Origin of the sequence: Streptomyces sp. NPDC020845 (assembly GCF_044334165.1) — a bacterium.
Taxonomy (GTDB): domain Bacteria; phylum Actinomycetota; class Actinomycetes; order Streptomycetales; family Streptomycetaceae; genus Streptomyces.
Map to the genome: position 1 here is coordinate 168,771 of NZ_JBIRSJ010000003.1, position 22,264 is coordinate 191,034.

Below are 22,264 nucleotides of genomic sequence, written 5' to 3' on the forward strand. Positions count from 1 at the left end.
GATCGGGACATGAGAATCGGGATCGTCTGCCCGTACTCGTGGGACGTCCCCGGCGGCGTCCAGTTCCACATCCGCGACCTGGCCGAGCATCTGATCCGGCTGGGGCACGGGGTGTCGGTGCTGGCCCCGGCGGACGACGACACACCGCTGCCGCCGTACGTGGTCTCCGCCGGGCGCGCCGTGCCGGTGCCGTACAACGGCTCGGTGGCGCGGCTCAACTTCGGCTTCCTCTCGGCGGCGCGGGTGCGGCGCTGGCTGCACGACGGCGCGTTCGACGTGATCCACATCCATGAGCCCGCCTCGCCCTCGCTCGGCCTGCTCGCCTGCTGGGCGGCCCAGGGCCCGATCGTCGCGACTTTTCACACCTCGAACCCTCGTTCCCGGGCGATGATCGCCGCGTATCCGATTCTGCAGCCCGCGCTGGAGAAGATCAGCGCCCGGATCGCGGTGAGCGAGTACGCGCGGCGGACGCTGGTGGAGCATCTGGGCGGGGACGCGGTCGTCATCCCCAACGGTGTCGATGTGCGCTTCTTCGCCGATGCCGAGCCCAAGAGCGAGTGGCAGGGCGAGACGATCGGGTTCATGGGCCGTATCGACGAGCCCCGGAAGGGCCTGCCGGTCCTGATGCGGGCCCTGCCGAAGATCCTCGCCGCTCGGCCCCGGACCCGGCTGCTGGTCGCCGGGCGCGGCGACGAGAAGGAGGCCGTGGCCACGCTGCCCGAGCAGATGCGCGGCCGGGTGGAATTCCTCGGCATGGTCAGCGACGAGGACAAGGCACGGCTGCTGCGCAGCGTGGATGTGTACGTCGCGCCGAACACGGGCGGGGAGAGCTTCGGCATCATCCTCGTCGAGGCCATGTCGGCGGGCGCGCCCGTGCTGGCCAGCGACCTGGACGCGTTCGCGCAGGTGCTGGACGGGGGAGCGGCGGGGCAGCTGTTCGCAAACGAGGACGCGGACGCGCTGGCGCAGGCCGCGATCCGGCTGCTGGACGATCCGGAGCGGCGTGCGGAGCTGCGGGAGCGGGGGAGCCGGCATGTGCGCCGCTTCGACTGGGACACGGTCGGGGCGGACATTCTGGCCGTGTACGAGACGGTGACGGACGGGGCGGCGTCGGTGGCCGCCGATGAGCGCGTCGGGCTGCGGGCCCGGCTGGGGCGGCTGGCCAGGGACTGAGAGCGATCCGGGGCGCCGGGTGGGTGGGGGTTTGGGGCCTAGGCGGTAGCGTGGCGCGGCGTGACCACTTTGATCTGGATCGCGGTTGTATTGGTCCTCGTCGCCGTCTATCTGAGCTGGACCGCCGGGCGGCTGGACCGGCTGCACAGCCGGCTGGACGCGGCGCGGGCGGCGCTCGACGCGCAGCTGCTGCGCCGGGCCTCGGTCGCGCAGGAGCTGGCCACCGCCGGGGTGCTCGATCCGGCGTCCTCGATCGTGCTGTACCAGGCCGCGCATGCGGCGCGGCAGGCGGAGGAGGAGCAGCGCGAGGTCGCCGAGAGCGAGCTGAGCCAGGCGCTGCGCGCGGTGTTCGCGGAGGACGCGCAGGTCGACGTGGTGCGCGAGGCGCCGGGGGGCGAGGCGGCGCTGGGCGAGCTGACGGAGGCCGTGCGGCGGGTGCCGATGGCCCGGCGGTTCCACAATGACGCGGTGCGCGCGGCGCGGGCGCTGCGCCGGCACCGTAAGGTGCGCTGGTTCCGGCTCGCGGGCCATGCGCCGTTCCCGATGGCCTTCGAGATGGACGACGAGCCTCCGGCGGCCTTCGCGGCCCGGATGGGCTGAGGCCGGGTGAGCTGAGACCGGAGGCCGGTACCACGGGCCGGCACCGGGCGAGCTGAGGCCACTGGCCTGCGATTGGCCCTTGTCCGGGGAGCACCCGGGCGGCTTTTGTCTATCGAACGGCCCTACGATGGGCTCATCACACTATTCATCATCGAGTGAGGTCAAACGTGTCCATCACGCCCGCCAGCACGCCCCAGACCCCGGAGACCGGCACCGCGCGCGTCAAGCGCGGCATGGCCGAGCAGCTCAAGGGCGGCGTGATCATGGACGTCGTCACGCCGGAGGAAGCGAAGATCGCTGAGGACGCGGGCGCCGTCGCGGTCATGGCCCTCGAGCGCGTCCCGGCCGACATCCGCAAGGACGGCGGCGTGGCCCGTATGTCCGACCCGGACATGATCGATGGGATCATCAACGCGGTCTCCATCCCGGTGATGGCCAAGTCCCGGATCGGGCACTTCGTCGAGGCGCAGGTGCTGCAGGCCCTCGGCGTGGACTACATCGACGAGTCCGAGGTCCTGACCCCCGCCGACGAGGTCAACCACAGTGACAAGTGGTCCTTCACCACGCCGTTCGTCTGTGGCGCCACCAACCTGGGCGAGGCGCTGCGCCGTATCGCCGAGGGCGCGGCCATGATCCGTTCGAAGGGTGAGGCCGGCACCGGCAACGTCGTCGAGGCGGTCCGCCACCTGCGCCAGATCAAGGGCGAGATCGCCCGGCTCAAGGGCCTCGACAACCACGAGCTGTACGCCGCGGCCAAGGAGCTGCGCGCCCCGTACGAGCTGGTCGCGGAGGTCGCCGAACTCGGCAAGCTGCCGGTCGTGCTGTTCTCCGCCGGTGGCGTGGCCACCCCGGCCGACGCCGCGCTGATGCGCCAGCTCGGCGCCGAGGGCGTCTTCGTGGGCTCCGGCATCTTCAAGTCCGGCGACCCGGCCAAGCGCGCCGCCGCGATCGTGAAGGCCACCACCTTCTACGACGACCCCAAGGTCATCGCGGACGTCTCCCGCAACCTGGGCGAGGCCATGGTCGGCATCAACTGCGACACCCTCCCCGAGGGCGAGCGCTACGCCAACCGCGGCTGGTAACGGACCGGCTGGTAACAGACCAGCCGGTAACGAACCGACCGCTTGCCGGTGGACGGCCCGCGCGGGCCGTCTGCCTCTTTCCCGCTCCGTCCCGAGAGGTTTTATGTCCATCGGAGTGCTCGCCCTGCAGGGCGATGTCCGCGAACACCTCGCCGCGCTCACCGCGGCCGGCGCCGAGGCCCGGCCGGTCCGCCGGGCCGAGGAGCTCGCCGAGGTCCAGGGGCTGGTGATCCCCGGCGGGGAGTCCACCACCATGTCCAAGCTCGCCGTCATCTTCGGGATGCTGGAGCCGCTGCGGGAGCGGGTACGTGCCGGGATGCCGGTGTACGGCACCTGCGCGGGCATGATCATGGTCGCGGACAAGATCCTCGACGGCCGGGACGACCAGGAGACCTTCGGCGGCATCGACATGACCGTCCGCCGCAACGCCTTCGGCCGCCAGAACGAGTCCTTCGAGGCCGCGATCGAGGTCGAGGGCATTGAGGGCGGCCCGGTCGAGGGCGTCTTCATCCGGGCGCCGTGGGTCGAGTCCGTGGGCGCGGGGGTCGACGTACTCGCGACATACGGGGACCACGCCGTCGCCGTGCGGCAGGGGAATGTGCTCGCGACGTCGTTCCACCCCGAACTGACCGGCGATCACCGGGTACACGCGTTGTTCGTGGACATCGTGAGGTCGGCGGGATGACGCCGTCCCGGTAGGATCTCAGGCGTTCGTACAGCAATGGGTTAAGCGAAGGAGACAGGCGGATGTCCGGCCACTCTAAATGGGCTACGACGAAGCACAAGAAGGCCGTGATCGACGCCAAGCGCGGCAAGCTCTTCGCCAAGCTCATCAAGAACATCGAGGTCGCGGCCCGCACCGGTGGCGCCGACCCCGACGGCAACCCCACCCTCTTCGACGCCATCCAGAAGGCGAAGAAGCAGTCCGTGCCGAACAAGAACATCGACAGCGCGGTCAAGCGCGGCGCGGGGCTCGAAGCGGGTGGCGCCGAGTACGAGACGATCATGTACGAGGGCTACGGGCCGAACGGTGTCGCGGTGCTCATCGAGTGCCTGACCGACAACCGCAACCGCGCCGCCTCCGACGTGCGCGTCGCCATGACGCGCAACGGCGGGTCCATGGCGGACCCGGGTTCGGTTTCGTACCTGTTCAACCGCAAGGGCGTGGTGATCGTCCCCAAGGGTGAGCTGACCGAGGACGACGTGCTGGGCGCGGTGCTGGACGCGGGCGCCGAGGAGGTCAACGACCTCGGCGAGTCCTTCGAGGTGATCAGCGAGGCCACCGACCTGGTCGCGGTCCGTACCGCGCTCCAGAAGGAGGGCATCGACTACGACTCGGCCGAGGCGAACTTCGTGCCCACCATGCAGGTCCAGCTGGAGGAGGAGGGGGCGCGGAAGATCTTCAAGCTGATCGACGCGCTGGAGGACAGCGACGACGTGCAGAACGTCTTCGCCAACTTCGACGTCACCGACGAGGTCATGGCCAAGGTGGACGCCTGAGGCGACACCAACGGCACACGGGCCGGCGGGGACACACACCCCACCGGCCCGTCGCTGTCAGTGGCTCCCGCTAGTCTGCCGAGCAGGTGATCGACGGCTGAGAGAAGGCCGGGACAGCGGCGATGGGGAGGGGCGCGGTGCGGGTGCTGGGCGTGGACCCGGGGCTGACCCGGTGCGGTGTCGGCGTGGTCGACGGGGTCGCGGGCCGACCGCTGCGGATGATCGGGGTCGGTGTCATACGGACTCCGGCGGACGCCCCGATCGGCGATCGCCTCGTCGAGATCGAGCGCGGCCTGGAGGAGTGGCTGGAGGCCCACCGGCCCGAAGTCGTGGCGGTGGAGCGGGTGTTCAGCCAGCACAATGTGCAGACCGTCATGGGCACCGCCCAGGCGAGCGCGGTCGCGATGCTCTGCGCCGCCCGCCGTGGGCTGCCGGTCGCGCTGCACACGCCCAGCGAGGTCAAGGCGGCCGTGACCGGGTCGGGGCGCGCCGACAAGGCGCAGGTCGGCTCGATGGTCACCCGGCTGCTGCGGCTCGACGCCCCACCGAAACCCGCCGACGCCGCCGACGCGCTGGCGCTCGCCATCTGCCACATCTGGCGGGCGCCAGCGATGAACCGGCTCCAGCAGGCCGTCGCCGCCCACCGCACCACGAAAGGCCGTATTTCATGATCGCGTTCGTTTCCGGCCCGGTCGCGGCCGTCGGCCCGGACACCGCCGTCGTCGAGGTCGGCGGGATCGGCATGGCCGTCCAGTGCGCTCCGAACACGCTGTCCGGGCTGCGCGTCGGCCAGCCCGCCCGGCTGGCCACCTCCCTCGTGGTACGCGAGGACTCGCTCACCCTCTACGGCTTCGCGGACGACGACGAGCGCCAGGTCTTCGAGCTGCTGCAGACCGCCAGCGGCGTCGGCCCCAGGCTCGCCCAGGCCATGCTGGCCGTCCACTCGCCCGATGCGCTGCGGCTCGCAGTCGCCACCGGCGACGAGAAATCGCTGACCGCCGTCCCCGGCATCGGCAAGAAGGGCGCGCAGCGGCTGCTGCTCGAGCTGAAGGACCGGCTCGGCGAGCCGGTGGGCCGCCCCGGCGGGCCGGCCGCCCCCGCGTCGGGCTGGAGCGATCAGCTGCACACCGCCCTCGTCGGCCTCGGATACGCGCCGAGGGAGGCCGAGGACGCGGTCGTGGCCGTCACCCCGCAGGCCGAGGCGGCCGTGGCCGCGGGCGGCAGCCCGCAGGTGGCGCAGCTGTTGCGGGCCGCCCTGCAGACCCTGAACCGGGCGCGCTGACCGCGGGCCGCCCCGCAGACCCTGACCCGGCCCGGCGACCGCCCGTGCGCCCGGCCGCACTGCCCGATACGACATCGCGAGGCGAGACTTTCGTGAACTGGGACGAGACCGCACCGGCCACCGCCGACGACGCCGGCACCGGCCGGCTGGTGGGCGCCGACGCCGACGGCGAGGACCAGGCGGTCGAGGCCGCGCTGCGCCCCAAGGACCTGGGCGAGTTCGTCGGCCAGGAGCGGGTTCGCGAGCAGCTTGACCTGGTCCTGAAGGCGGCACGGCAGCGCGGCGGGACGGCCGACCATGTGCTGCTGTCCGGCGCGCCCGGCCTCGGCAAGACCACCCTGTCGATGATCATCGCCGCCGAGATGGGCGCCCCCATCCGGATCACCTCGGGCCCCGCCATCCAGCACGCCGGCGACCTCGCCGCGATCCTGTCCTCGCTCGCCGAGGGCGAGGTGCTGTTCCTCGACGAGATCCACCGCATGTCCCGGCCCGCCGAGGAGATGCTGTACATGGCGATGGAGGACTTCCGCGTCGATGTGATCGTCGGCAAGGGCCCCGGCGCCACCGCCATCCCCCTGGAGCTGCCGCCGTTCACCCTGGTCGGCGCCACCACCCGGGCCGGGCTGCTGCCGCCCCCGCTGCGTGACCGCTTCGGCTTCACCGGCCATATGGAGTTCTACGCCCCCGCCGAGCTGGAGCGCGTCATCCACCGCTCCGCCGGGCTGCTGGACGTCGTCATCGAGGCCGAGGGCGCGGGCGAGATCGCCGGGCGCTCCCGCGGTACCCCGCGTATCGCCAACCGGCTGCTGCGCCGGGTGCGGGACTACGCCCAGGTCAAGGCGGACGGCCTGATCACCCGCGAGATCGCGGCCCGGGCCCTGGATGTGTACGACGTGGACGGCCGCGGCCTGGACCGGCTGGACCGCGCGGTGCTGACCGCCCTGCTCAAGCTGTTCGGCGGCGGCCCGGTCGGGCTGTCGACCCTGGCGGTCGCGGTGGGGGAGGAGCGGGAGACGGTCGAGGAGGTCGCCGAGCCCTTCCTGGTCCGCGAGGGGCTGCTGGCCCGTACGCCCAGGGGCCGGGTCGCCACGCCCGCGGCCTGGACCCACCTGGGGCTGACCCCGCCGCAGCAGGGCGGCGCGGCCCAGCAGGGACTTTTCGAGGGCTGAGAAGGGTTAAGAGGCTGAGGAGGGTGGAGACGGAGAGCTGAGCGGCCTGAGACGGCTGATAGCCGATTATGGTCGGGTGAGGAACCCACATGCCGCGCCGGGCGTTGTTCCATAGGCGCGGGCTCGCTTAGACTCCGCCGATGCCGTTCGTATGCCGTCCGTGACCGGTACGGCATGACCACCCCATAGTCCAGGCCGCGTCCCCGCGGTCGTGTGAAGGAATTTCCGTCCCGTGTATATGACTCTCCTGCCGTTCATCGTGCTCATCGGGGCCATGTTCCTGATGACCCGGTCGGCCAAGAACAAGCAGCGCCAGGCCGCACAGATGCGTGACCAGATGGGCCCGGGCACCGGCGTGCGGACCATCGGCGGCATGTACGCCACGGTCAAGGAGGTCCACGAGGACGCGGTCCTCCTCGAGGTCGCCCCCGGCGTGCACGCCTTCTACGCGAAGAACGCGGTGGGAGCCGTCCTCGACGACGCCGAGTACAACCGGATCGTGCACGGGATCGAACCCTCCGACGACGTGGACACCGACGACGCTGCCGACGACACCCCTGTCGTCCCCGACGACGCCTCCTCGCTCACCGAGGCCGAGGACGAGACGGCCGACACCGAGGCGGCGGACGAGGACAAGAAGACCGACCTCAGCAAGCCGTCGGCCGCGGCCGACGCGCCGAAGGAGGACAAGCGGGACGACGACGCCGACGCCAAGTAGTACCGCTCCGGGAACCGTGGCGCGCCACCGCTCGGCGCGCCGCGGTTCCCGGACGGTCTAGGCTCCGGCGGGGGTTCGTCCCACAAGACTTCGTGGCCGCCCGGCGCACACCCGATGCCGGGCGGTTGGACAGGGAGATTACGAGAAGGTGGCAGCACCGAAGAAGGGCCGCAGGTCCTCCGGGTCACAGGGCAGGCCCGGGCGCGCCCTGGTCGCGATCCTGGTAGCCATCGTGGCGCTCACCGCGGGGATGTTCATCTCCGGTCACACCAAGCCACGGCTGGGCATCGACCTGGCAGGCGGCACCAGCTTCACGCTGGAGGCCAAGAACCAACCGGGCAAGCCCAACGCGATCAACTCGGACAACATGAACACCGCCGTCAACATCATCGAGCGGCGGGTCAACGGTCTGGGTGTGTCCGAGGCCGAGGTCCAGACGCAGGGCGACAAGCACATCATCGTGAACATCCCCAAGGGGATGGATGCGAAACAGGCCCGTACGCAGGTCGGCACCACCGCCCAGCTCTACTTCCGCCCGGTGGTGACCTACACCGACGGCAAGAAGACCAAGCCCACCACCAGCCCCACGCCGACCGCGACCGGCACGGGCAAGAACAACAAGGGCGACGACAAGGGCAAGGCGTCGTCCACCCCGACGGCCACGGCCACCTCGAGTGCGTCCAGCAGTGCCAGTGCCTCGAGCAGCAGCCAGGGACGGGCCGTCTCCGAGGGCCTGAAGGCCGACAAGACGCCCACCGCCTCGGAGAGCCCCAGCGCCTCCAGCAGCCCCAAGGCGAGCGAGACGCCCAAGGCGAGCGAGACCCCCAAGGGCGACTCCGCCAAGGCCGACGATCTGACCAAGCAGCTCGCGGACCTGGAGTGCACCACCCCGCAGGACCGGGCCAAGGCCAGGGAGAAGGCATCCAACGCCAAGCCGAGCGATTCCGTCGTCGCCTGTGACCGGGACGGCTCGCGCAAGTTCATCCTCGGCCCGTCCCAGGTGGAGGGCACCGACGTCAAGAACGCCGCGTCCGTCTACGACAGCCAGGGTGGCGGAGGCTGGATCGTCGAGCTCAACTTCACCGGCAGCGGTGGCAAGAAGTGGGCCAAGGTGACCGGCGAGCTGGCCAAGCAGCAGCCGCCGCAGAACCAGTTCGCGATCGTCCTGGACGGCGAGGTCTACTCCGACCCCAGGGTCGACGAGTCCATCGTCGGCGGCCGGGCCCAGATCTCCGGCCCTGACTTCGACCAGAAGAACACCTCGGACCTGGCCAACGTGCTGTCCTACGGTGCGCTGCCGCTGTCGTTCGACATCGCGGACGAGACCACCGTCTCCGCCGCGCTCGGCGGTGAGCAGCTGGAGGCCGGTCTGATCGCGGGCGCCATCGGCCTCGCGCTCGTGGTGGTCTACCTGGTCGTCTACTACCGGGGTCTGGCGCTGATCGCCCTGGCCAGCCTCGCGGTCTCCGCCGCCCTGAGCTACACGATCATGGTGCTGCTCGGCCCGGGTATCGGCTTCGCGCTGAACCTGCCGGCCGTCTGCGGTGCGATCGTCGCGATCGGTATCACGGCCGACTCCTTCATCGTGTACTTCGAGCGTATAAGGGACGAGATCCGCGAGGGCCGCACGCTGCGTCCGGCCGTGGAGCGCGGCTGGCCGCGCGCCCGGCGCACCATCCTGGTGTCCGACTTCGTGTCGTTCCTCGCGGCCGCGGTGCTCTACATCGTGACGGTCGGCAAGGTGCAGGGCTTCGCCTTCACCCTGGGCCTCACCACGCTGCTGGACGTCGTGGTGGTGTTCCTGTTCACCAAGCCGCTGATGACGATCCTCGCCCGGCGCAAGTTCTTCGCGAGCGGTCACCCGTGGTCCGGCCTGGATCCGCGGCGTCTGGGCGCCAAGCCGCCGCTGCGCCGCAGCCGCCGCTCCACCGCCCCCGCCCCCGCCGACCCGAAGGAGGCGTGAGATGTCACGACTCGGAACTCTCGGCGCCAAGCTCTACCGAGGCGAGGTCGGCTACGACTTCGTCGCCAAACGGAAGATCTGGTACGGCATCTCGATACTGATCACCATCACGGCGATCGTGGGCCTGGCGGTGCGCGGGCTCAACATGGGCATCGAGTTCTCCGGCGGAGCGGTCTTCACCACCCCCAAGACCAGCATGTCGGCCTCCCAGGCGCGCGAGGTGGCGGAGTCGGTGTCCGACGGCCACACCGCGGTCGTCCAGGAGCTCGGCCGTGGCGGGCTGCGGATCCAGATCAGCGAGCTGGGCACCAAGGAGGCCCTGCCGGTCCAGGAGAAGCTGGCCCAGGAGCTGCACGTAAAGACCGACAAGATCGACACCCAGCTGGTCGGCCCCAGCTGGGGTGAGGAGATCGCCAACAAGGCCTGGCAGGGTCTGGCGATCTTCATGATCCTGGTGGTGATCTATCTCGCCATCGCCTTCGAGTGGCGCATGGCGCTCGCCGCACTGATCGCGCTCATCCACGACCTCACCATCACGGTCGGGGTGTACGCGCTGGTCGGCTTCGAGGTCACCCCGGGCACCGTGATCGGTCTGCTGACCATCCTCGGTTATTCGCTCTATGACACCGTCGTCGTCTTCGACGGTCTCAAGGAAGCGTCGAAGGACCTCACCAAGCAGACCCGCTTCACCTACAGCGAGATCGCCAACCGCAGCCTCAACTCGACCCTGGTGCGCTCCATCAACACCACGGTCGTGGCGCTGTTGCCGGTCGGCGCGCTGCTGTTCATCGGTGGCGGGGCGCTGGGCGCGGGCATGCTCAACGACATCTCGCTGGCCCTGTTCGTCGGACTCGCGGCCGGTGCGTACTCCTCGATCTTCATCGCCACCCCGCTGGTGGCCGATCTCAAGGAGCGCGACCCGCAGATGAAGGCCCTGGCCAAGCGGGTGCGCGCCAAGCGCGCCTCCGCCGCGGCCAAGACCGACGCGGAGGGAGAGCAGAAGCCGCAGGACGTCACCCCGCAGCCGCGCGCCGAGGACGGCGACGTGCCCACCCCCGCCGCGGCGGGCGCGGGCCAGCGCCGCCAGCCGACCTCGCGCAGCCGGGGCCGTGGCCGGCCGTCAGGGAAGCGCCGATGAGCGCCGGGACGACCGACCCCGCGCTCGGCGGCCTCGACGGTGAGGAACTGCGCGGGCTGCTGCTCAGCCGGATCCTGGATGTGCCGGACTATCCGAAGCCGGGGGTGATGTTCAAGGACATCACCCCGCTGCTGGCCGACGCCACGGCCTTCGGAGCGCTGACCCACGCACTCGCCGAGCTGTGCACCAGGCACGGTGCCACCAAGGTCGTGGGCCTGGAGGCGCGCGGCTTCATCCTGGCCGCCCCGGCCGCGGTGCGCGCCGGGATCGGCTTCGTACCCGTGCGCAAGGCGGGCAAGCTCCCCGGAGCGACCCTGGGCCAGGCGTACGAGCTGGAGTACGGCACCGCGGAGATCGAGATCCACACCGACGCGCTGGTCGCCGGCGACCGGGTCCTGGTGATCGACGATGTGCTGGCCACCGGCGGCACCGCCGAGGCGTCGCTGCGGCTCATCCGCCGCTCCGGCGCCGAGGTCGCCGGGGTCGCGGTGCTGCTGGAGCTCGGTTTTCTCGAGGGCCGCAGCCGCCTCCTCCCGGTGCTCGACAGCGCGCCCCTGGAGGCCCTGATCACGGTCTGAGCCGTGCCGTCACCTTGAGGGTGGGGAGCCGTGGTGACACGGCTCCCCACCCTCAGTCATGCGGGCCGTGGGGCTGCCGGGAGGCAAGTGGAGTGGCGGGATCGATACCATGGCATCCTGGCCTCTTTGAGGCCCGGACCGCCTGAGGAGTGCCCTTGCCAGACGAGGCCCAGCCGCTCTCCGCCGCGCAACCGGCAGAGCCGACCGCCGTCGCCAAGTCCACGGCGGCCCCCGAGGTGCCCAAGAACAGCGAGGCGCCCCCTCGGCCGGAGCCTTCCGCGCCGCGCCCCCCGGCGGAGCGTACAAGCGGCTCACGCCCCGCACCGGCCCCTCGCCCGCTGCAGAGCCCCAGCCCCAGAGCAGGCTCCTCCAACCGGGTCCGCGCCCGGCTCGCCCGCCTCGGTGTGCAGCGCTCCAGCCCGTACAACCCCGTCCTGGAGCCGCTGCTGCGCATCGTGCGCGGCAACGACCCCAAGGCCGACGCCTCGACCCTGCGCCAGATCGAGCGGGCGTACCAGGTCGCCGAGCGCTGGCACCGCGGCCAGAAGCGCAAGAGCGGCGATCCGTACATCACCCATCCGCTCGCGGTGACCACGATCCTGGCCGAGCTGGGTATGGATCCGGCCACTTTGATGGCCGGTCTGCTGCATGACACCGTCGAGGACACCGAGTACGGCCTGGACACCCTGCGCCGCGACTTCGGCGACCAGGTCGCCCTGCTCGTGGACGGCGTCACCAAGCTGGACAAGGTCAAGTTCGGCGAGGCGGCGCAGGCCGAAACCGTGCGCAAGATGGTCGTCGCCATGGCCAAGGACCCACGCGTCCTGGTCATCAAGCTCGCCGACCGGCTGCACAACATGCGCACCATGCGCTATCTCAAGCGGGAGAAGCAGGAGAAGAAGGCCCGCGAGACGCTGGAGATCTACGCCCCGCTGGCCCATCGCCTGGGCATGAACACGATCAAGTGGGAGCTGGAGGACCTCGCCTTCGCGATCCTCTACCCCAAGATGTACGACGAGATCGTGCGGCTGGTCGCCGAGCGCGCCCCCAAGCGGGACGAATACCTCGCCGTCGTCACCGACCAGGTCCAGGGCGATCTGCGCGCGGCCCGTATCAAGGCGACCGTCACCGGCCGCCCGAAGCACTACTACTCGGTCTACCAGAAGATGATCGTGCGCGGCCGCGACTTCGCCGAGATCTACGACCTGGTGGGCATCCGGGTGCTCGTCGACACCGTCCGCGACTGCTACGCGGCGCTCGGGACCATCCACGCGCGGTGGAACCCGGTGCCCGGGCGGTTCAAGGACTACATCGCGATGCCCAAGTTCAACATGTACCAGTCGCTGCACACGACGGTCATCGGGCCCAGCGGCAAGCCGGTCGAGCTGCAGATCCGCACCTTCGATATGCACCGCCGCGCCGAGTACGGCATCGCCGCGCACTGGAAGTACAAGCAGGAAGCCGTCGCCGGCGCTTCCAAGGTGCGTACCGACGTGCCCAAGCGGGCCGGCAAGGACGACGCCATCAACGACATGGCGTGGCTGCGGCAGCTGCTGGACTGGCAGAAGGAGACCGAGGACCCGGGCGAGTTCCTGGAGTCGCTGCGCTTCGACCTGTCCCGTAACGAGGTCTTCGTCTTCACGCCCAAGGGCGATGTCATAGCGCTGCCGGCCGGGGCCACCCCGGTGGACTTCGCGTACGCGGTGCACACCGAGGTCGGCCACCGCACCATAGGGGCCCGGGTCAACGGGCGGCTCGTGCCGCTCGAGTCGACCCTGGACAACGGCGATCTGGTGGAGGTCTTCACCTCCAAGGCGCCCGGGGCCGGTCCGTCCCGGGACTGGCTGGGCTTCGTCAAGTCCCCGCGCGCCCGTAACAAGATCCGCGCCTGGTTCTCCAAGGAGCGCCGCGACGAGGCCATCGAGCAGGGCAAGGACGCCATCGTGCGGGCCATGCGCAAGCAGAACCTGCCGATCCAGCGGATCCTGACGGGCGACTCGCTGGTCACCCTGGCCCATGAGATGCGCTACCCCGACATCTCCTCGCTGTACGCGGCCATCGGCGAGGGCCATGTCTCCGCGCAGAACGTCGTGGGCAAGCTGGTGCAGGCCCTCGGCGGCGAGGAGGCGGCCAACGAGGACATCGCCGAGACCGCGCCGCCGATCCGCGGCCGCGGCAAGCGCCGCTCCAGCGCCGACCCGGGCGTCGTGGTCAAGGGCGTCGACGACGTATGGGTCAAGCTGGCCCGCTGCTGTACGCCCGTGCCCGGCGACCCCATCATCGGCTTCGTCACCCGCGGCAGCGGCGTCTCCGTCCACCGCGCCGACTGTGTCAACGTCGACTCGCTCTCCCAGCAGCCGGAGCGGATGCTGGACGTCGAGTGGGCGCCCACCCAGTCCTCCGTCTTCCTGGTCGCCATCCAGGTCGAGGCGCTGGACCGGTCCCGGCTGCTGTCCGATGTCACGCGCGTGCTGTCCGACCAGCACGTCAACATCCTGTCCGCCGCCGTGCAGACCTCCCGCGACCGGGTCGCCACCTCGCGCTTCACCTTCGAGATGGGCGACCCCAAGCACCTGGGCCATGTCCTGAAGGCCGTACGGGGCGTCGAGGGCGTCTACGACGTGTACCGGGTGACCTCGGCGCGCCAGCGCTGAGCCGGCGAGCCGGGGGCGGACGGGGCGGGAGGGGACGGGATGACGGACCGGGATCTCCTGGGCGGCCGGTACCGGCTGTTACGGAAGATCGGCCTCGGCGGGATGGGCGTGGTCTACGAGGCGCTGGACTCGACGCTCGACCGCCGGGTGGCGGTCAAGGTCCTGCCGTCGGCGGCAGGTGAGGGGTCGGGCGGGGACGAGCGGCTGGAGCGCTTCCGCCTGGAGGCCCAGGCACTGGCCCGGATCAGCCACCCCAATGTGGTGGCCGTGTACGACACCGGTCGCCAGGACAGCGGGCCCTATCTGGTCATGGAGCTGCTGGACGGCGTTGAGCTGCAGCGGCTGGTGGACGTGTGCGGGCCGCTGGAGCCGGATGTGGCCCGCTGGATCGCCTCGGGGATGAGCGCCGCGCTGACCGCGGCCCATGCGGCGGGCGTGCTCCACCGCGACGTCAAACCGTCGAACGTGCGCATCACCCTGTCGGGGCGCGTGGTCCTCCAGGACTTCGGGCTGGCCAGGCTGATGGAGGGGGCGGGCATCACCCGGGCCGGCGGACTCGTCGGCACCCCGCAGTACATGGCGCCCGAGGTCATGCGGGGCGAGCGGCCCGCACCCCGGTCGGACCTCTACGGCCTGGGCCTGTGCCTGTATCTGATGCTCACCGGCGAGCCGCCGCTCGGCCCGGTCGAGGACATCGGGGCCGTCGTGGAGCGGGCCCTCGACCACGGTGTGCCACAGCTGTACGGCCGCCGGGGGATCCCCGACCGGCTGGCCTACCTCGTCGACATCCTCTGCGCCTGGGATCCGCAGACACGCCCCGAGGACGCCGCGGGGTTGCAGGCCACGCTCGCGGCCTCCTCCGAGATGGAGGCGCGCGTCGTCGAGCTGGTCCAGCGCTGCGTACGCGAGCAGGCGCTCGCCCTGGCCGACCAGACGCTGTCCGCCGCGTCCTTGGCCGTCGAGCCCCACCTGGGCCTCGAGGCCGCCGAGGGCACGGGACACCCGGCGCCGCTGTCCCTCAGCGACGCCACCCGGCAGGTGGTCATGGCCGGCATGACGGCGGAGAACGCGGTGTCCCGGCTGCGTGAGGCGGTCAATCTCGTCCAGCGGGGCGAACTGCAGGAGGCGGTGCGCATGCTCACCGCCGTGACCAAGGTGTGCTCCCGGGCGCTGGGCGACGACCACCCCACCACCCTGACGAGCCAGTACTGGCAGGCGGTGTGTCTGGCGCGGCTGGGCGCGGGCGGTGCGGCGCTGACGCTGTTCGCGCAGGTGAGCACCCACATCGAAACGGGGAGGGACGAGGGACGTGGCTGAGCTGAGAGTGTCGGCCGACGGCGCCGATCAGGAAGCCGAGCTCCGGTCGCTGCTGCGCTGGCTGCGCGAGGACGAGTCGCTGGAGCGGCTGGTGGGCGGCCGGGTGGGCGCTGCGGGGCCGGCCGTGCCCGGCCATATGGGCACCGGCTTCGATGTGCTGCAGCTCGTGCTCGGCACCGGCCTGTCCGGCGCGGCCCTCGCCGTCTCCATCCTCCAGTGGCGCGACGCCCGGCGCACCCGGCCCGTGCTCACCCTGCGCCGCGGCGATATCGAGGTGGACATCCCGCCGGAGGCGGCCGCCGACGAGGACACCGTACGGCGGATCGTCGCGCTGCTGGAGGCGCCCGAGACCGGCGAGGGGACCGGGAGCGATGACTCAGCTGCCTGACCCGGCCGCGTCCAGAGCCGTGCTCATCGGCACCTCCGCGTACGACCACCTGGAACAGCTCCCGGCCGTCGCCGCCAACCTCCGCGATCTCGCCGAAGCGCTCGGCGACCCCATGCTGTGGGGCCTCCCCGGGGAGCACCGGACGGTGGTGGCCGACCCCCAGGACCCGCCCTCGATGCTCGACCCCGTGCACCGGGCCGGGCAGGAGGCCACGGACACCCTGCTCGTGTACTTCTCGGGCCACGGCCTGCGCGACAGCGACTCGGCGGACCTCTTCCTCGCGCTCAGCGGCTCCCGCGAGAACACGGGCTATACGGCGGTGGCGTACGAGCATCTGCGCGCCGCCATCCGGGGTTCCGCCGCCCGCCGCCGCGTGCTGATCCTGGACTGCTGTTTCAGCGGCCGCGCCGCCCGCACCCTCGGCGGCGGCGATGACTCCCTGCCGGCCCATGTGGCCGTCGACGGCGCGTATGTGCTCACCGCCTCGCCCCGCGACCGCGTGGCGCTGGCCCCCGACGGCGAACCGCACACCGCCTTCACCGGGGAGCTGCTGGACATTCTGCGGCTCGGCATCAACGGCGGACCCGAGCTGATCGATCTCGACACCCTCTACGGGGCGCTCCACCAGCGGCTCAGGGCGCAGAACCGGCCACTGCCCCAGCGCTGCCAGGAGAACCACATCGGGCGGCTCCCGCTCGTCCGCAACCGGGCCCGCGACACGGTGCGCTCCCCGGCGGGGCCCGTACTGGACTCCGATGTCCGCGCGGCCATGGTCGCCGCGGGTCTTGGCCTGGCCCGCAGGCTCCGCGCCGTGGGCCGGCACCGCGATGCGCTGCCCGTGCTGCGGCTGGCGCTGCGGGAGCGTACGCCGCAGGGGGAGGGCAGCACCTTCGCGGTGCAGCTGGAGCTCTCCGAACTGCTTGCCGACACGGGGCAGACCCGGGAGGCGATCGAGGTGCTGGAGCAGGCGTTCCACCAGACGCACCGGAGCTTCGGCCCCGAGGCCGTCCTCGTCTGCCGCAGACTGGCCGATCTGCTCCAGGAGTCCGGTAACCACATCCAGGCGTGCGAAGTGCTCAAGCACGCGCTGGACCTCGCCGAGAACGGGCGAACGGCTCCGGTGCGCAGTGCACCGGAGCCGTTCCCCTACGGTCGCGTGGCCGGGCCGGACGTCCGGCTGCCGGAGGCACCTCTTTGCGGCTAAACCGCCGCCGCTCTCGCGGAGGTGGTGACTCGCCATCGGGGTTCCTCAATTGGTGGCTGATGTGCCAAACGTCAGCCGCCGAACTCCTCCAGGCCCTTGAGCGCCTGGTCCAGCAGCGCCTGCCGGCCCTCCAGCTCCTTGGCCAGCTTGTCGGCCTTGGCGTTGTTGCCCGCCGCGCGCGCGGCGTCGATCTGCCCGCGCAGCTTGTCCACGGCGTCCTGAAGCTGACCGGTCAGCCCCTGGGCGCGCGCCCGCGCCTCGGGGTTGGTACGCCGCCACTCGGTCTCTTCGGCGTCCTGAAGGGCGCGCTCCACCGCGTGCAGCCGGCCCTCGATCCGCGCCCGGGCGTCCCGCGGCACATGGCCGATGGCCTCCCACCGCTCATTGACCGAGCGGAAGGCCGCCCGAGCCGACTTGAGATCGGAGATCGGAAGCAGCTTCTCCGCCTCGACGACCAGCTCTTCCTTGCGGGTCAGATTCTCCCGCTGCTCGGCGTCCCGCTCGGCGAAGACCTGGCTGCGCGCCTGGAAGAAGACGTCCTGCGCACCGCGGAACCGGTTCCACAGGTCGTCCTCCGCCTCGCGCTGGGCGCGGCCCGCCGCCTTCCACTCCGACATCAGGTCCCGGTACCGGGCGGCGGTCGGACCCCAGTCCGTGGAGTCGGACAGCGACTCGGCCTCGGCGACCAGCTTCTCCTTGGTCTGCCGGGCCGTCTCGCGCTGCGCGTCCAGCGAGGCGAAGTGCGCCTTGCGCCGCTTGGAGAACGCCGAGCGGGCATGCGAGAAGCGGTGCCACAGCTCGTCGTCGGTGCGGCGGTCCAGGCGCGGCAGGCCCTTCCAGGTGTCGACCAGCGCGCGCAGCCGCTCCCCGGCGGCCCGCCACTGCTCGCTGGCGGCCAGCTCCTCGGCCTCGGTGACCAGCGCCTCCTTGGCCCGGCGGGCCTCGTCGGTCTGGACCGCCTTGGCCGCGCGGCGCTCCTCCCGGCGCGCCTCGACATCGCTCGTGAGCTTGTCGAGCCGCTTCTTGAGCGCGTCCAGGTCGCCGACCACATGGTGCTCGTCGACCTGGTGGCGAATGTGCTCGATGGCCGCCGTGGCGTCCTTGGCCGACAGGTCCGTGGTCTGCACCCGGCGCTCGAGGAGCTCGATCTCGACGACCAGGCCGTCGTACTTGCGCTCGAAGTAGGCGAGGGCCTCTTCAGGAGATCCCGCCTGCCACGATCCGACGACCTGCTCACCGTCGGCCGTACGCACGTACACGGTCCCCGCCTCGTCGACGCGGCCCCAAGGCTCGCTGCTCACAGCGCCTCCTCCACATGATGCCGGGGCGGGCGCGCGGCCCGCCGGCATCGTCCACAGTTTCTTCCGGCCGGGATCCACCCGCACCGGTCTCGCAGCAGGGTGCTCCGGCTGCGGCAGACACCCTGCACAACGCCAACATAGGCGAACGGTGGCCCGGCTGTCCGTATCCTGCGCGACCGAAATTTCGCAGTACGCGCGCCGGGGTCGGTCAGGACTTGCCGACCGTCACCTTGTTGATCAGCACGGTGGCGTTCGGAGCGGTGTTCCCGGTCTGGGGGTCCGGCGCCGCCGCGCCCGCGTCGGAGATCTTCTTGAGGACCTGCATGCTCTCCTTGTCGAGGGTCCCGAAGGGCGTGTAGTACGGCGGGAGCTCGCTGTCCTTGTAGACCAGGAAGAACTGGCTGCCGCCGCTGTTCTTGCCCTTCTTGGTCTGCGGGTCGTACTGGTTGGCCATCGCGACCGTACCGGCCGGGTACTTGTTCCCCTTGATCCTGGAATCCTTCAGGTTCTCGTCCGGGATGGTGTAGCCCGGGTCGCCCATACCGGTGCCCATCGGGTCACCGCACTGGAGCACAAAGATCCCCTCGGGCGTCAGCCGGTGGCACTTGGTGTGGTCGAAGTAGCCCTTCCCGGCCAGGAAATTGAAGGAGTTCACGGTGTGCGGGGCCTTGGCCGCGTCCATGGTGACGGTCATGTCACCGCAGGTGGTCTCCAGCTTCATGGCGTACGTGGCCGACTGGTCGACGGTGAGCGCCGGTTCCTTCTTCCACGACATGGTCTTCGGCTTCTTGTCCCCCGCCTCCTTGGCCCCCTTGGCGCACGGGTCCGGCGCCTTGGTCGTGGGGGTGGGGGAGGGCGTGGGCATCGTGGGCTCGGCGGCCTTGTCGGACTTCTTCTTGTCGCCGTCCCCACCGGACAGCGCGCTGACCGCGGTCACCACGCCGCCCGCCGCCAGGACCACGGCCAGCGTGGACGCGATCACCACATAGGTCCGGCGCTGCTTGTGCCGGGCCGCCTCCCGGCGGTTCTGCTGCCGAAGGTACTTCTCCCGTGCGAGCTGCCTCCGACGCTGCTCGTTACTGACCACCGGGTCGTCTCCCTCATGCCGTATGCCGTCGCTGACGTATGTGATGACTCGGCCGTACCGTATACGGGTTCGCTGTGGCGGGAGCGCCGCCGGTAGGCTCTGAGAGGCCGACTTTCACTTCTGCCAGACGACTATTAAGGACGATCGTGCTCATTGCCGGGTTCCCCGCCGGGGCCTGGGGGACAAACTGCTACCTGGTCGCCCCTGCCGCCGGCGAGGAGTGCGTGATCATCGACCCGGGCCATTTGGCGGCCCAGGGCGTCGAAGAGGCACTGGCCAAGCATCGGCTCAAGCCCGTCGCCGTCGTCCTCACCCACGGCCATATCGACCACGTCGCCTCGGTGGTCCCGGTCTGCGGCGCCCATGATGTGCCGGCCTGGATCCACCCGGCCGACCGCTACATGATGAGCGACCCCGAGAGGGCCTTCGGGCGTTCCATCGGGCTGCGGCTCATGGGCGAGCTGACCGTGGGAGAGCCGGACGACGTCAAGGAGCTGACCGACGGCGCCCGGCTGGACCTGGCCGGTCTCGAGTTCTCCGTCGCGCACGCCCCGGGCCATACCAAGGGGTCGGTGACCTTCAGGCTGCCCGAGCGGGCGGACATCCCGTCCGTCTTCTTCGCGGGCGACCTGCTCTTCGCCGGCTCCATCGGACGCACCGATCTGCCCGGCGGCGACCACGCCGAGATCCTCGAGTCCCTGGCCCGTGTGGTCCTGCCGCTCGACGACTCGACCGTGGTGCTGTCCGGCCACGGCCCCCAGACCAGCATCGGCCGCGAGCGCGCCACCAACCCGTTTCTGCGGCAGGTGGCCGCCGGCCTCGGAGACGACGGCGCCCCGGCGCCCGCTCCGCGACGAGGAATGTGACGAGAGACCTTCCGTGAGCACCTTCAAGGCCCCCCGGGGCACGTATGACCTGATCCCGCCGGACTCCGCGACCTATCTCGCGGTGCGCGACGCCATCGCCGCCCCGCTCAAGCGCTCCGGCTACGGCTATGTGGAGACGCCCGGCTTCGAGAACGTCGAGCTCTTCGCGCGCGGTGTCGGCGAGTCCACCGACATCGTCACCAAGGAGATGTACACCCTCACCACCAAGGGCGGCGACCAGCTCGCGCTGCGCCCCGAGGGCACCGCCTCCGTGCTGCGCGCCGCGCTGGAGGCCAACCTCCACAAGGCCGGCAACCTGCCGGTCAAGCTCTGGTACTCCGGCTCGTACTACCGCTACGAGCGCCCGCAGAAGGGCCGCTACCGCCACTTCTCGCAGGTCGGCGCCGAGGCGATCGGCGCCGAGGACCCGGCGCTCGACGCCGAGCTGATCATCCTGGCCCACGACGCGTACCGCTCGCTGGGGCTGCGGAACTTCCGGATCCTGCTGAACTCGCTGGGCGACGCCACCTGCCGCCCCGCCTACCGGGCCGCCCTCCAGGACTTTCTGCGCGGCCTGGAGCTGGACGACGACACCCGGCGCCGGATCGAGATCAACCCGCTGCGGGTCCTGGACGACAAGCGCGAAGCGGTGCAGAAGCAGCTGGTCGGCGCGCCGATGCTCGGTGACCACCTGTGCGAGGCGTGCAAGGAGTACCACGAGCAGGTGCGCGAGCTGCTGACCGCCGAGGGCGTGGCCTTCGAGGACGACCCCAAGCTGGTGCGCGGCCTGGACTACTACACCCGCACCACCTTCGAGTTCGTCCACGACGGGCTCGGCTCGCAGTCCGCGGTCGGCGGCGGCGGCCGCTACGACGGCCTGTCGGAGATGATCGGCGGACCGGCGCTGCCCTCGGTGGGCTGGGCGCTCGGTGTGGACCGTACGGTGCTGGCGCTGGAGGCCGAGGGCGTCGAGCTCGACCTGCCGTCCGCCACCAGCGTCTTCGCGGTGCCGCTCGGCGAGGAGGCGCGCAGGGTGCTGTTCGGCGCGGTCACCGGGCTGCGCCGGGCGGGGGTCGCGACGGACTTCGCGTACGGCGGCAAGGGTGTGAAGGCGGCGATGAAGGCCGCGAACCGCAGCGGGGCGCGGCTCGCGGTCATCGCGGGGGAGCGGGACCTCGCGGAGGGCGTCGTCCAGCTCAAGGACCTCGAGTCAGGCGAGCAGACGGCGGTCCCGCTGGACGGCTTGGTCGAGGCGGTCAGCGCCCGCCTCGGCTGACCCGCCGGCGCCCGGGGCCGCCCCGGCTCGCCAACGAATCCGCTGACGAATCCGCGCCCGCCGTCAACTCGGCGGGCGCGGATTCACTCTGTCAAAGAGAGGCGATGGTGGCGGTCCGGGAACTCTCCGCGTGTGCCCCGCTGAGGCGGCTTATGCCCACCGAACGGGGGACGGAGGAGGATGGCCGAGACCGTGCCGCATTTCGGCGAGGGGCGGTCCGGACGTCCCCGATGCGGCAGAATGTCCATGCCTGACGGGGGCGACACATGGACTCGGTGGGACGGCGGAACGGCGATATGGCGACGACAGCGGTGGACGAGGTGCGGTCCGACGAGGCGCGGCAGGACGACGCGCGGGTCGCGGTCGGGGGCGGTCGAGCCTTCGCCCTGCTGCTCGTGATCGCCGGCGCGCTCGGGTTGCTCGCCGCGTGGGTCATCACGATCGACAAGAACAAGATCCTCGAAGCCAAGGCCGTGGGCAAGAGCTTCACGCCCGGCTGCAGCCTCAACCCCATCGTCTCCTGCGGCAACATCATGGAGAGCGACCAGGCCCAGGCCTTCGGCTTTCCGAACCCGATGCTCGGCCTGGTCGCCTACGGGATCGTGATCTGCGTGGGGATGTCCCTGCTGGCCGGGGCCCGCTTCCCGCGCTGGTACTGGCTGACGTTCAACGCGGGCACGTTGTTCGGCGTCGGATTCTGCACCTGGCTCCAGTACCAGTCGCTGTACGTCATCGGCTCGCTGTGCCTGTGGTGCTGCCTGGCCTGGGTCGCCACCATCGTGCTGTTCTGCTACGTCACCGGCAAGAACATCAAGCACGGATTCCTGCCCGCGCCGGACGGGCTGCGGCGCGGGCTGCTGGAGTTCCACTGGGTGGTGCCGGTGCTGTGGGTCGGCGTCATCGGCATGCTGATCCTGACCCGGTGGTGGAGCTTCTGGACCGGCGCCCAGGGGTGAGGCGCCCTTCGC

The 22,264-nt window shown here is 70.9% G+C and carries 21 protein-coding genes; 19 read left to right on the forward strand and 2 right to left on the reverse strand.

Features of this window, described 5'->3' with window-relative positions:
• Window positions 1–9: 9 nt before the first annotated feature.
• The 16 genes from ACH4U7_RS08065 to ACH4U7_RS08140 all read left to right on the forward strand — a co-directional run bounded on the left by ACH4U7_RS08065 (window position 10) and on the right by ACH4U7_RS08140 (window position 16,766).
• Window positions 10–1,173 (forward strand): glycosyltransferase family 4 protein, encoded by a 1,164-nt coding sequence (locus ACH4U7_RS08065; protein ID WP_398527148.1) that lies wholly within the window; start codon window positions 10–12, stop codon window positions 1,171–1,173.
• Window positions 1,174–1,233: 60 nt separating this feature from the next.
• A complete protein-coding gene (locus tag ACH4U7_RS08070; protein WP_398527149.1) occupies window positions 1,234–1,773 on the forward strand; it encodes a hypothetical protein in 540 nt (179 codons plus the stop codon).
• 167 nt (window positions 1,774–1,940) lie between these two features.
• Window positions 1,941–2,855 carry a pyridoxal 5'-phosphate synthase lyase subunit PdxS gene (gene pdxS / locus ACH4U7_RS08075; protein WP_358703787.1) on the forward strand — a complete coding sequence of 305 codons (915 nt, stop codon included), beginning with the start codon at window positions 1,941–1,943 and terminating at the stop codon, window positions 2,853–2,855.
• A gap of 103 nt (window positions 2,856–2,958) precedes the next feature.
• On the forward strand, window positions 2,959–3,540 hold the full coding sequence (pdxT, locus tag ACH4U7_RS08080; protein ID WP_398527150.1) for a pyridoxal 5'-phosphate synthase glutaminase subunit PdxT: 582 nt from the start codon (window positions 2,959–2,961) through the stop codon (window positions 3,538–3,540).
• Window positions 3,541–3,602: 62 nt separating this feature from the next.
• A complete protein-coding gene (locus ACH4U7_RS08085; protein WP_398527151.1) occupies window positions 3,603–4,355 on the forward strand; it encodes a YebC/PmpR family DNA-binding transcriptional regulator in 753 nt (250 codons plus the stop codon).
• A 137-nt stretch (window positions 4,356–4,492) separates the two neighbouring features.
• Window positions 4,493–5,026 (forward strand): crossover junction endodeoxyribonuclease RuvC, encoded by a 534-nt coding sequence (ruvC, locus tag ACH4U7_RS08090; protein WP_014174997.1) that lies wholly within the window; start codon window positions 4,493–4,495, stop codon window positions 5,024–5,026.
• Window positions 5,023–5,637 carry a Holliday junction branch migration protein RuvA gene (gene ruvA, locus ACH4U7_RS08095; RefSeq protein ID WP_398527152.1) on the forward strand — a complete coding sequence of 205 codons (615 nt, stop codon included), beginning with the start codon at window positions 5,023–5,025 and terminating at the stop codon, window positions 5,635–5,637. Before ruvC ends, ruvA begins: the two co-directional genes overlap by 4 nt.
• Before the next feature lie 92 nt (window positions 5,638–5,729).
• Entirely contained in the window at window positions 5,730–6,806 is a 1,077-nt protein-coding gene (gene ruvB / locus ACH4U7_RS08100) for a Holliday junction branch migration DNA helicase RuvB (RefSeq protein WP_398527153.1), read from the forward strand.
• Window positions 6,807–7,044: 238 nt separating this feature from the next.
• On the forward strand, window positions 7,045–7,524 hold the full coding sequence (yajC, locus tag ACH4U7_RS08105) for a preprotein translocase subunit YajC (RefSeq protein ID WP_398527502.1): 480 nt from the start codon (window positions 7,045–7,047) through the stop codon (window positions 7,522–7,524).
• Between the two features lie 148 nt (window positions 7,525–7,672).
• A complete protein-coding gene (gene secD, locus ACH4U7_RS08110; protein WP_398527154.1) occupies window positions 7,673–9,487 on the forward strand; it encodes a protein translocase subunit SecD in 1,815 nt (604 codons plus the stop codon).
• A 1-nt stretch (window position 9,488) separates the two neighbouring features.
• On the forward strand, window positions 9,489–10,625 hold the full coding sequence (gene secF, locus ACH4U7_RS08115; RefSeq protein ID WP_398527155.1) for a protein translocase subunit SecF: 1,137 nt from the start codon (window positions 9,489–9,491) through the stop codon (window positions 10,623–10,625).
• Window positions 10,622–11,203 (forward strand): adenine phosphoribosyltransferase, encoded by a 582-nt coding sequence (locus ACH4U7_RS08120; protein WP_089510395.1) that lies wholly within the window; start codon window positions 10,622–10,624, stop codon window positions 11,201–11,203. Before secF ends, ACH4U7_RS08120 begins: the two co-directional genes overlap by 4 nt.
• A gap of 155 nt (window positions 11,204–11,358) precedes the next feature.
• A complete protein-coding gene (locus ACH4U7_RS08125; RefSeq protein WP_089510394.1) occupies window positions 11,359–13,857 on the forward strand; it encodes a bifunctional (p)ppGpp synthetase/guanosine-3',5'-bis(diphosphate) 3'-pyrophosphohydrolase in 2,499 nt (832 codons plus the stop codon).
• A gap of 39 nt (window positions 13,858–13,896) precedes the next feature.
• Window positions 13,897–15,174 carry a protein kinase gene (locus tag ACH4U7_RS08130; protein ID WP_398527156.1) on the forward strand — a complete coding sequence of 426 codons (1,278 nt, stop codon included), beginning with the start codon at window positions 13,897–13,899 and terminating at the stop codon, window positions 15,172–15,174.
• A complete protein-coding gene (locus ACH4U7_RS08135) occupies window positions 15,167–15,562 on the forward strand; it encodes a hypothetical protein (protein ID WP_398527157.1) in 396 nt (131 codons plus the stop codon). Before ACH4U7_RS08130 ends, ACH4U7_RS08135 begins: the two co-directional genes overlap by 8 nt.
• On the forward strand, window positions 15,546–16,766 hold the full coding sequence (locus ACH4U7_RS08140; protein WP_398527158.1) for a caspase family protein: 1,221 nt from the start codon (window positions 15,546–15,548) through the stop codon (window positions 16,764–16,766). The genes ACH4U7_RS08135 and ACH4U7_RS08140 overlap by 17 nt, the downstream gene beginning before the upstream one ends.
• A gap of 71 nt (window positions 16,767–16,837) precedes the next feature.
• Here ACH4U7_RS08140 and ACH4U7_RS08145 read toward each other — a convergent pair whose 3' ends face one another.
• Together ACH4U7_RS08145 and ACH4U7_RS08150 are read right to left on the reverse strand one after the other, a co-directional pair.
• Window positions 16,838–18,067, reverse strand: a complete 1,230-nt coding sequence (locus ACH4U7_RS08145; protein WP_398527159.1) for a DUF349 domain-containing protein — start codon at window positions 18,065–18,067, stop codon at window positions 16,838–16,840.
• Between the two features lie 208 nt (window positions 18,068–18,275).
• Entirely contained in the window at window positions 18,276–19,154 is an 879-nt protein-coding gene (locus ACH4U7_RS08150) for a peptidylprolyl isomerase (RefSeq protein WP_398527160.1), read from the reverse strand.
• Between the two features lie 146 nt (window positions 19,155–19,300).
• Here ACH4U7_RS08150 and ACH4U7_RS08155 point away from each other — a divergent pair, with 146 nt between their 5' ends.
• The 3 genes from ACH4U7_RS08155 to ACH4U7_RS08165 all read left to right on the forward strand — a co-directional run bounded on the left by ACH4U7_RS08155 (window position 19,301) and on the right by ACH4U7_RS08165 (window position 22,252).
• The gene (locus ACH4U7_RS08155) at window positions 19,301–20,020 is read left to right on the forward strand and encodes an MBL fold metallo-hydrolase (RefSeq protein ID WP_398527161.1); all 720 of its coding nucleotides are present in this window, start codon (window positions 19,301–19,303) and stop codon (window positions 20,018–20,020) included.
• A gap of 13 nt (window positions 20,021–20,033) precedes the next feature.
• A complete protein-coding gene (gene hisS, locus ACH4U7_RS08160) occupies window positions 20,034–21,296 on the forward strand; it encodes a histidine--tRNA ligase (RefSeq protein WP_358642506.1) in 1,263 nt (420 codons plus the stop codon).
• A 296-nt stretch (window positions 21,297–21,592) separates the two neighbouring features.
• On the forward strand, window positions 21,593–22,252 hold the full coding sequence (locus tag ACH4U7_RS08165) for a vitamin K epoxide reductase family protein (protein WP_398527162.1): 660 nt from the start codon (window positions 21,593–21,595) through the stop codon (window positions 22,250–22,252).
• The last annotated feature ends 12 nt before the right edge of the window (window positions 22,253–22,264 follow it).

Excerpts from the sequence above, each read along its gene's own strand:
- ACH4U7_RS08065 (WP_398527148.1), top strand. The coding sequence starts at position 10 with ATGAGAATCGGGATCGTCTGCCCGTACTCGTGGGACGTCCCCGGCGGC.
- pdxT (WP_398527150.1), top strand. The coding sequence starts at position 2,959 with ATGTCCATCGGAGTGCTCGCCCTGCAGGGCGATGTCCGCGAACACCTC.
- ACH4U7_RS08085 (WP_398527151.1), top strand. The coding sequence starts at position 3,603 with ATGTCCGGCCACTCTAAATGGGCTACGACGAAGCACAAGAAGGCCGTG.
- ruvA (WP_398527152.1), top strand. The coding sequence starts at position 5,023 with ATGATCGCGTTCGTTTCCGGCCCGGTCGCGGCCGTCGGCCCGGACACC.
- yajC (WP_398527502.1), top strand. The coding sequence starts at position 7,045 with ATGACTCTCCTGCCGTTCATCGTGCTCATCGGGGCCATGTTCCTGATG.
- secF (WP_398527155.1), top strand. The coding sequence starts at position 9,489 with ATGTCACGACTCGGAACTCTCGGCGCCAAGCTCTACCGAGGCGAGGTC.
- ACH4U7_RS08120 (WP_089510395.1), top strand. The coding sequence starts at position 10,622 with ATGAGCGCCGGGACGACCGACCCCGCGCTCGGCGGCCTCGACGGTGAG.
- ACH4U7_RS08130 (WP_398527156.1), top strand. The coding sequence starts at position 13,897 with ATGACGGACCGGGATCTCCTGGGCGGCCGGTACCGGCTGTTACGGAAG.
- ACH4U7_RS08140 (WP_398527158.1), top strand. The coding sequence starts at position 15,546 with ATGACTCAGCTGCCTGACCCGGCCGCGTCCAGAGCCGTGCTCATCGGC.
- ACH4U7_RS08165 (WP_398527162.1), top strand. The coding sequence starts at position 21,593 with ATGGCGACGACAGCGGTGGACGAGGTGCGGTCCGACGAGGCGCGGCAG.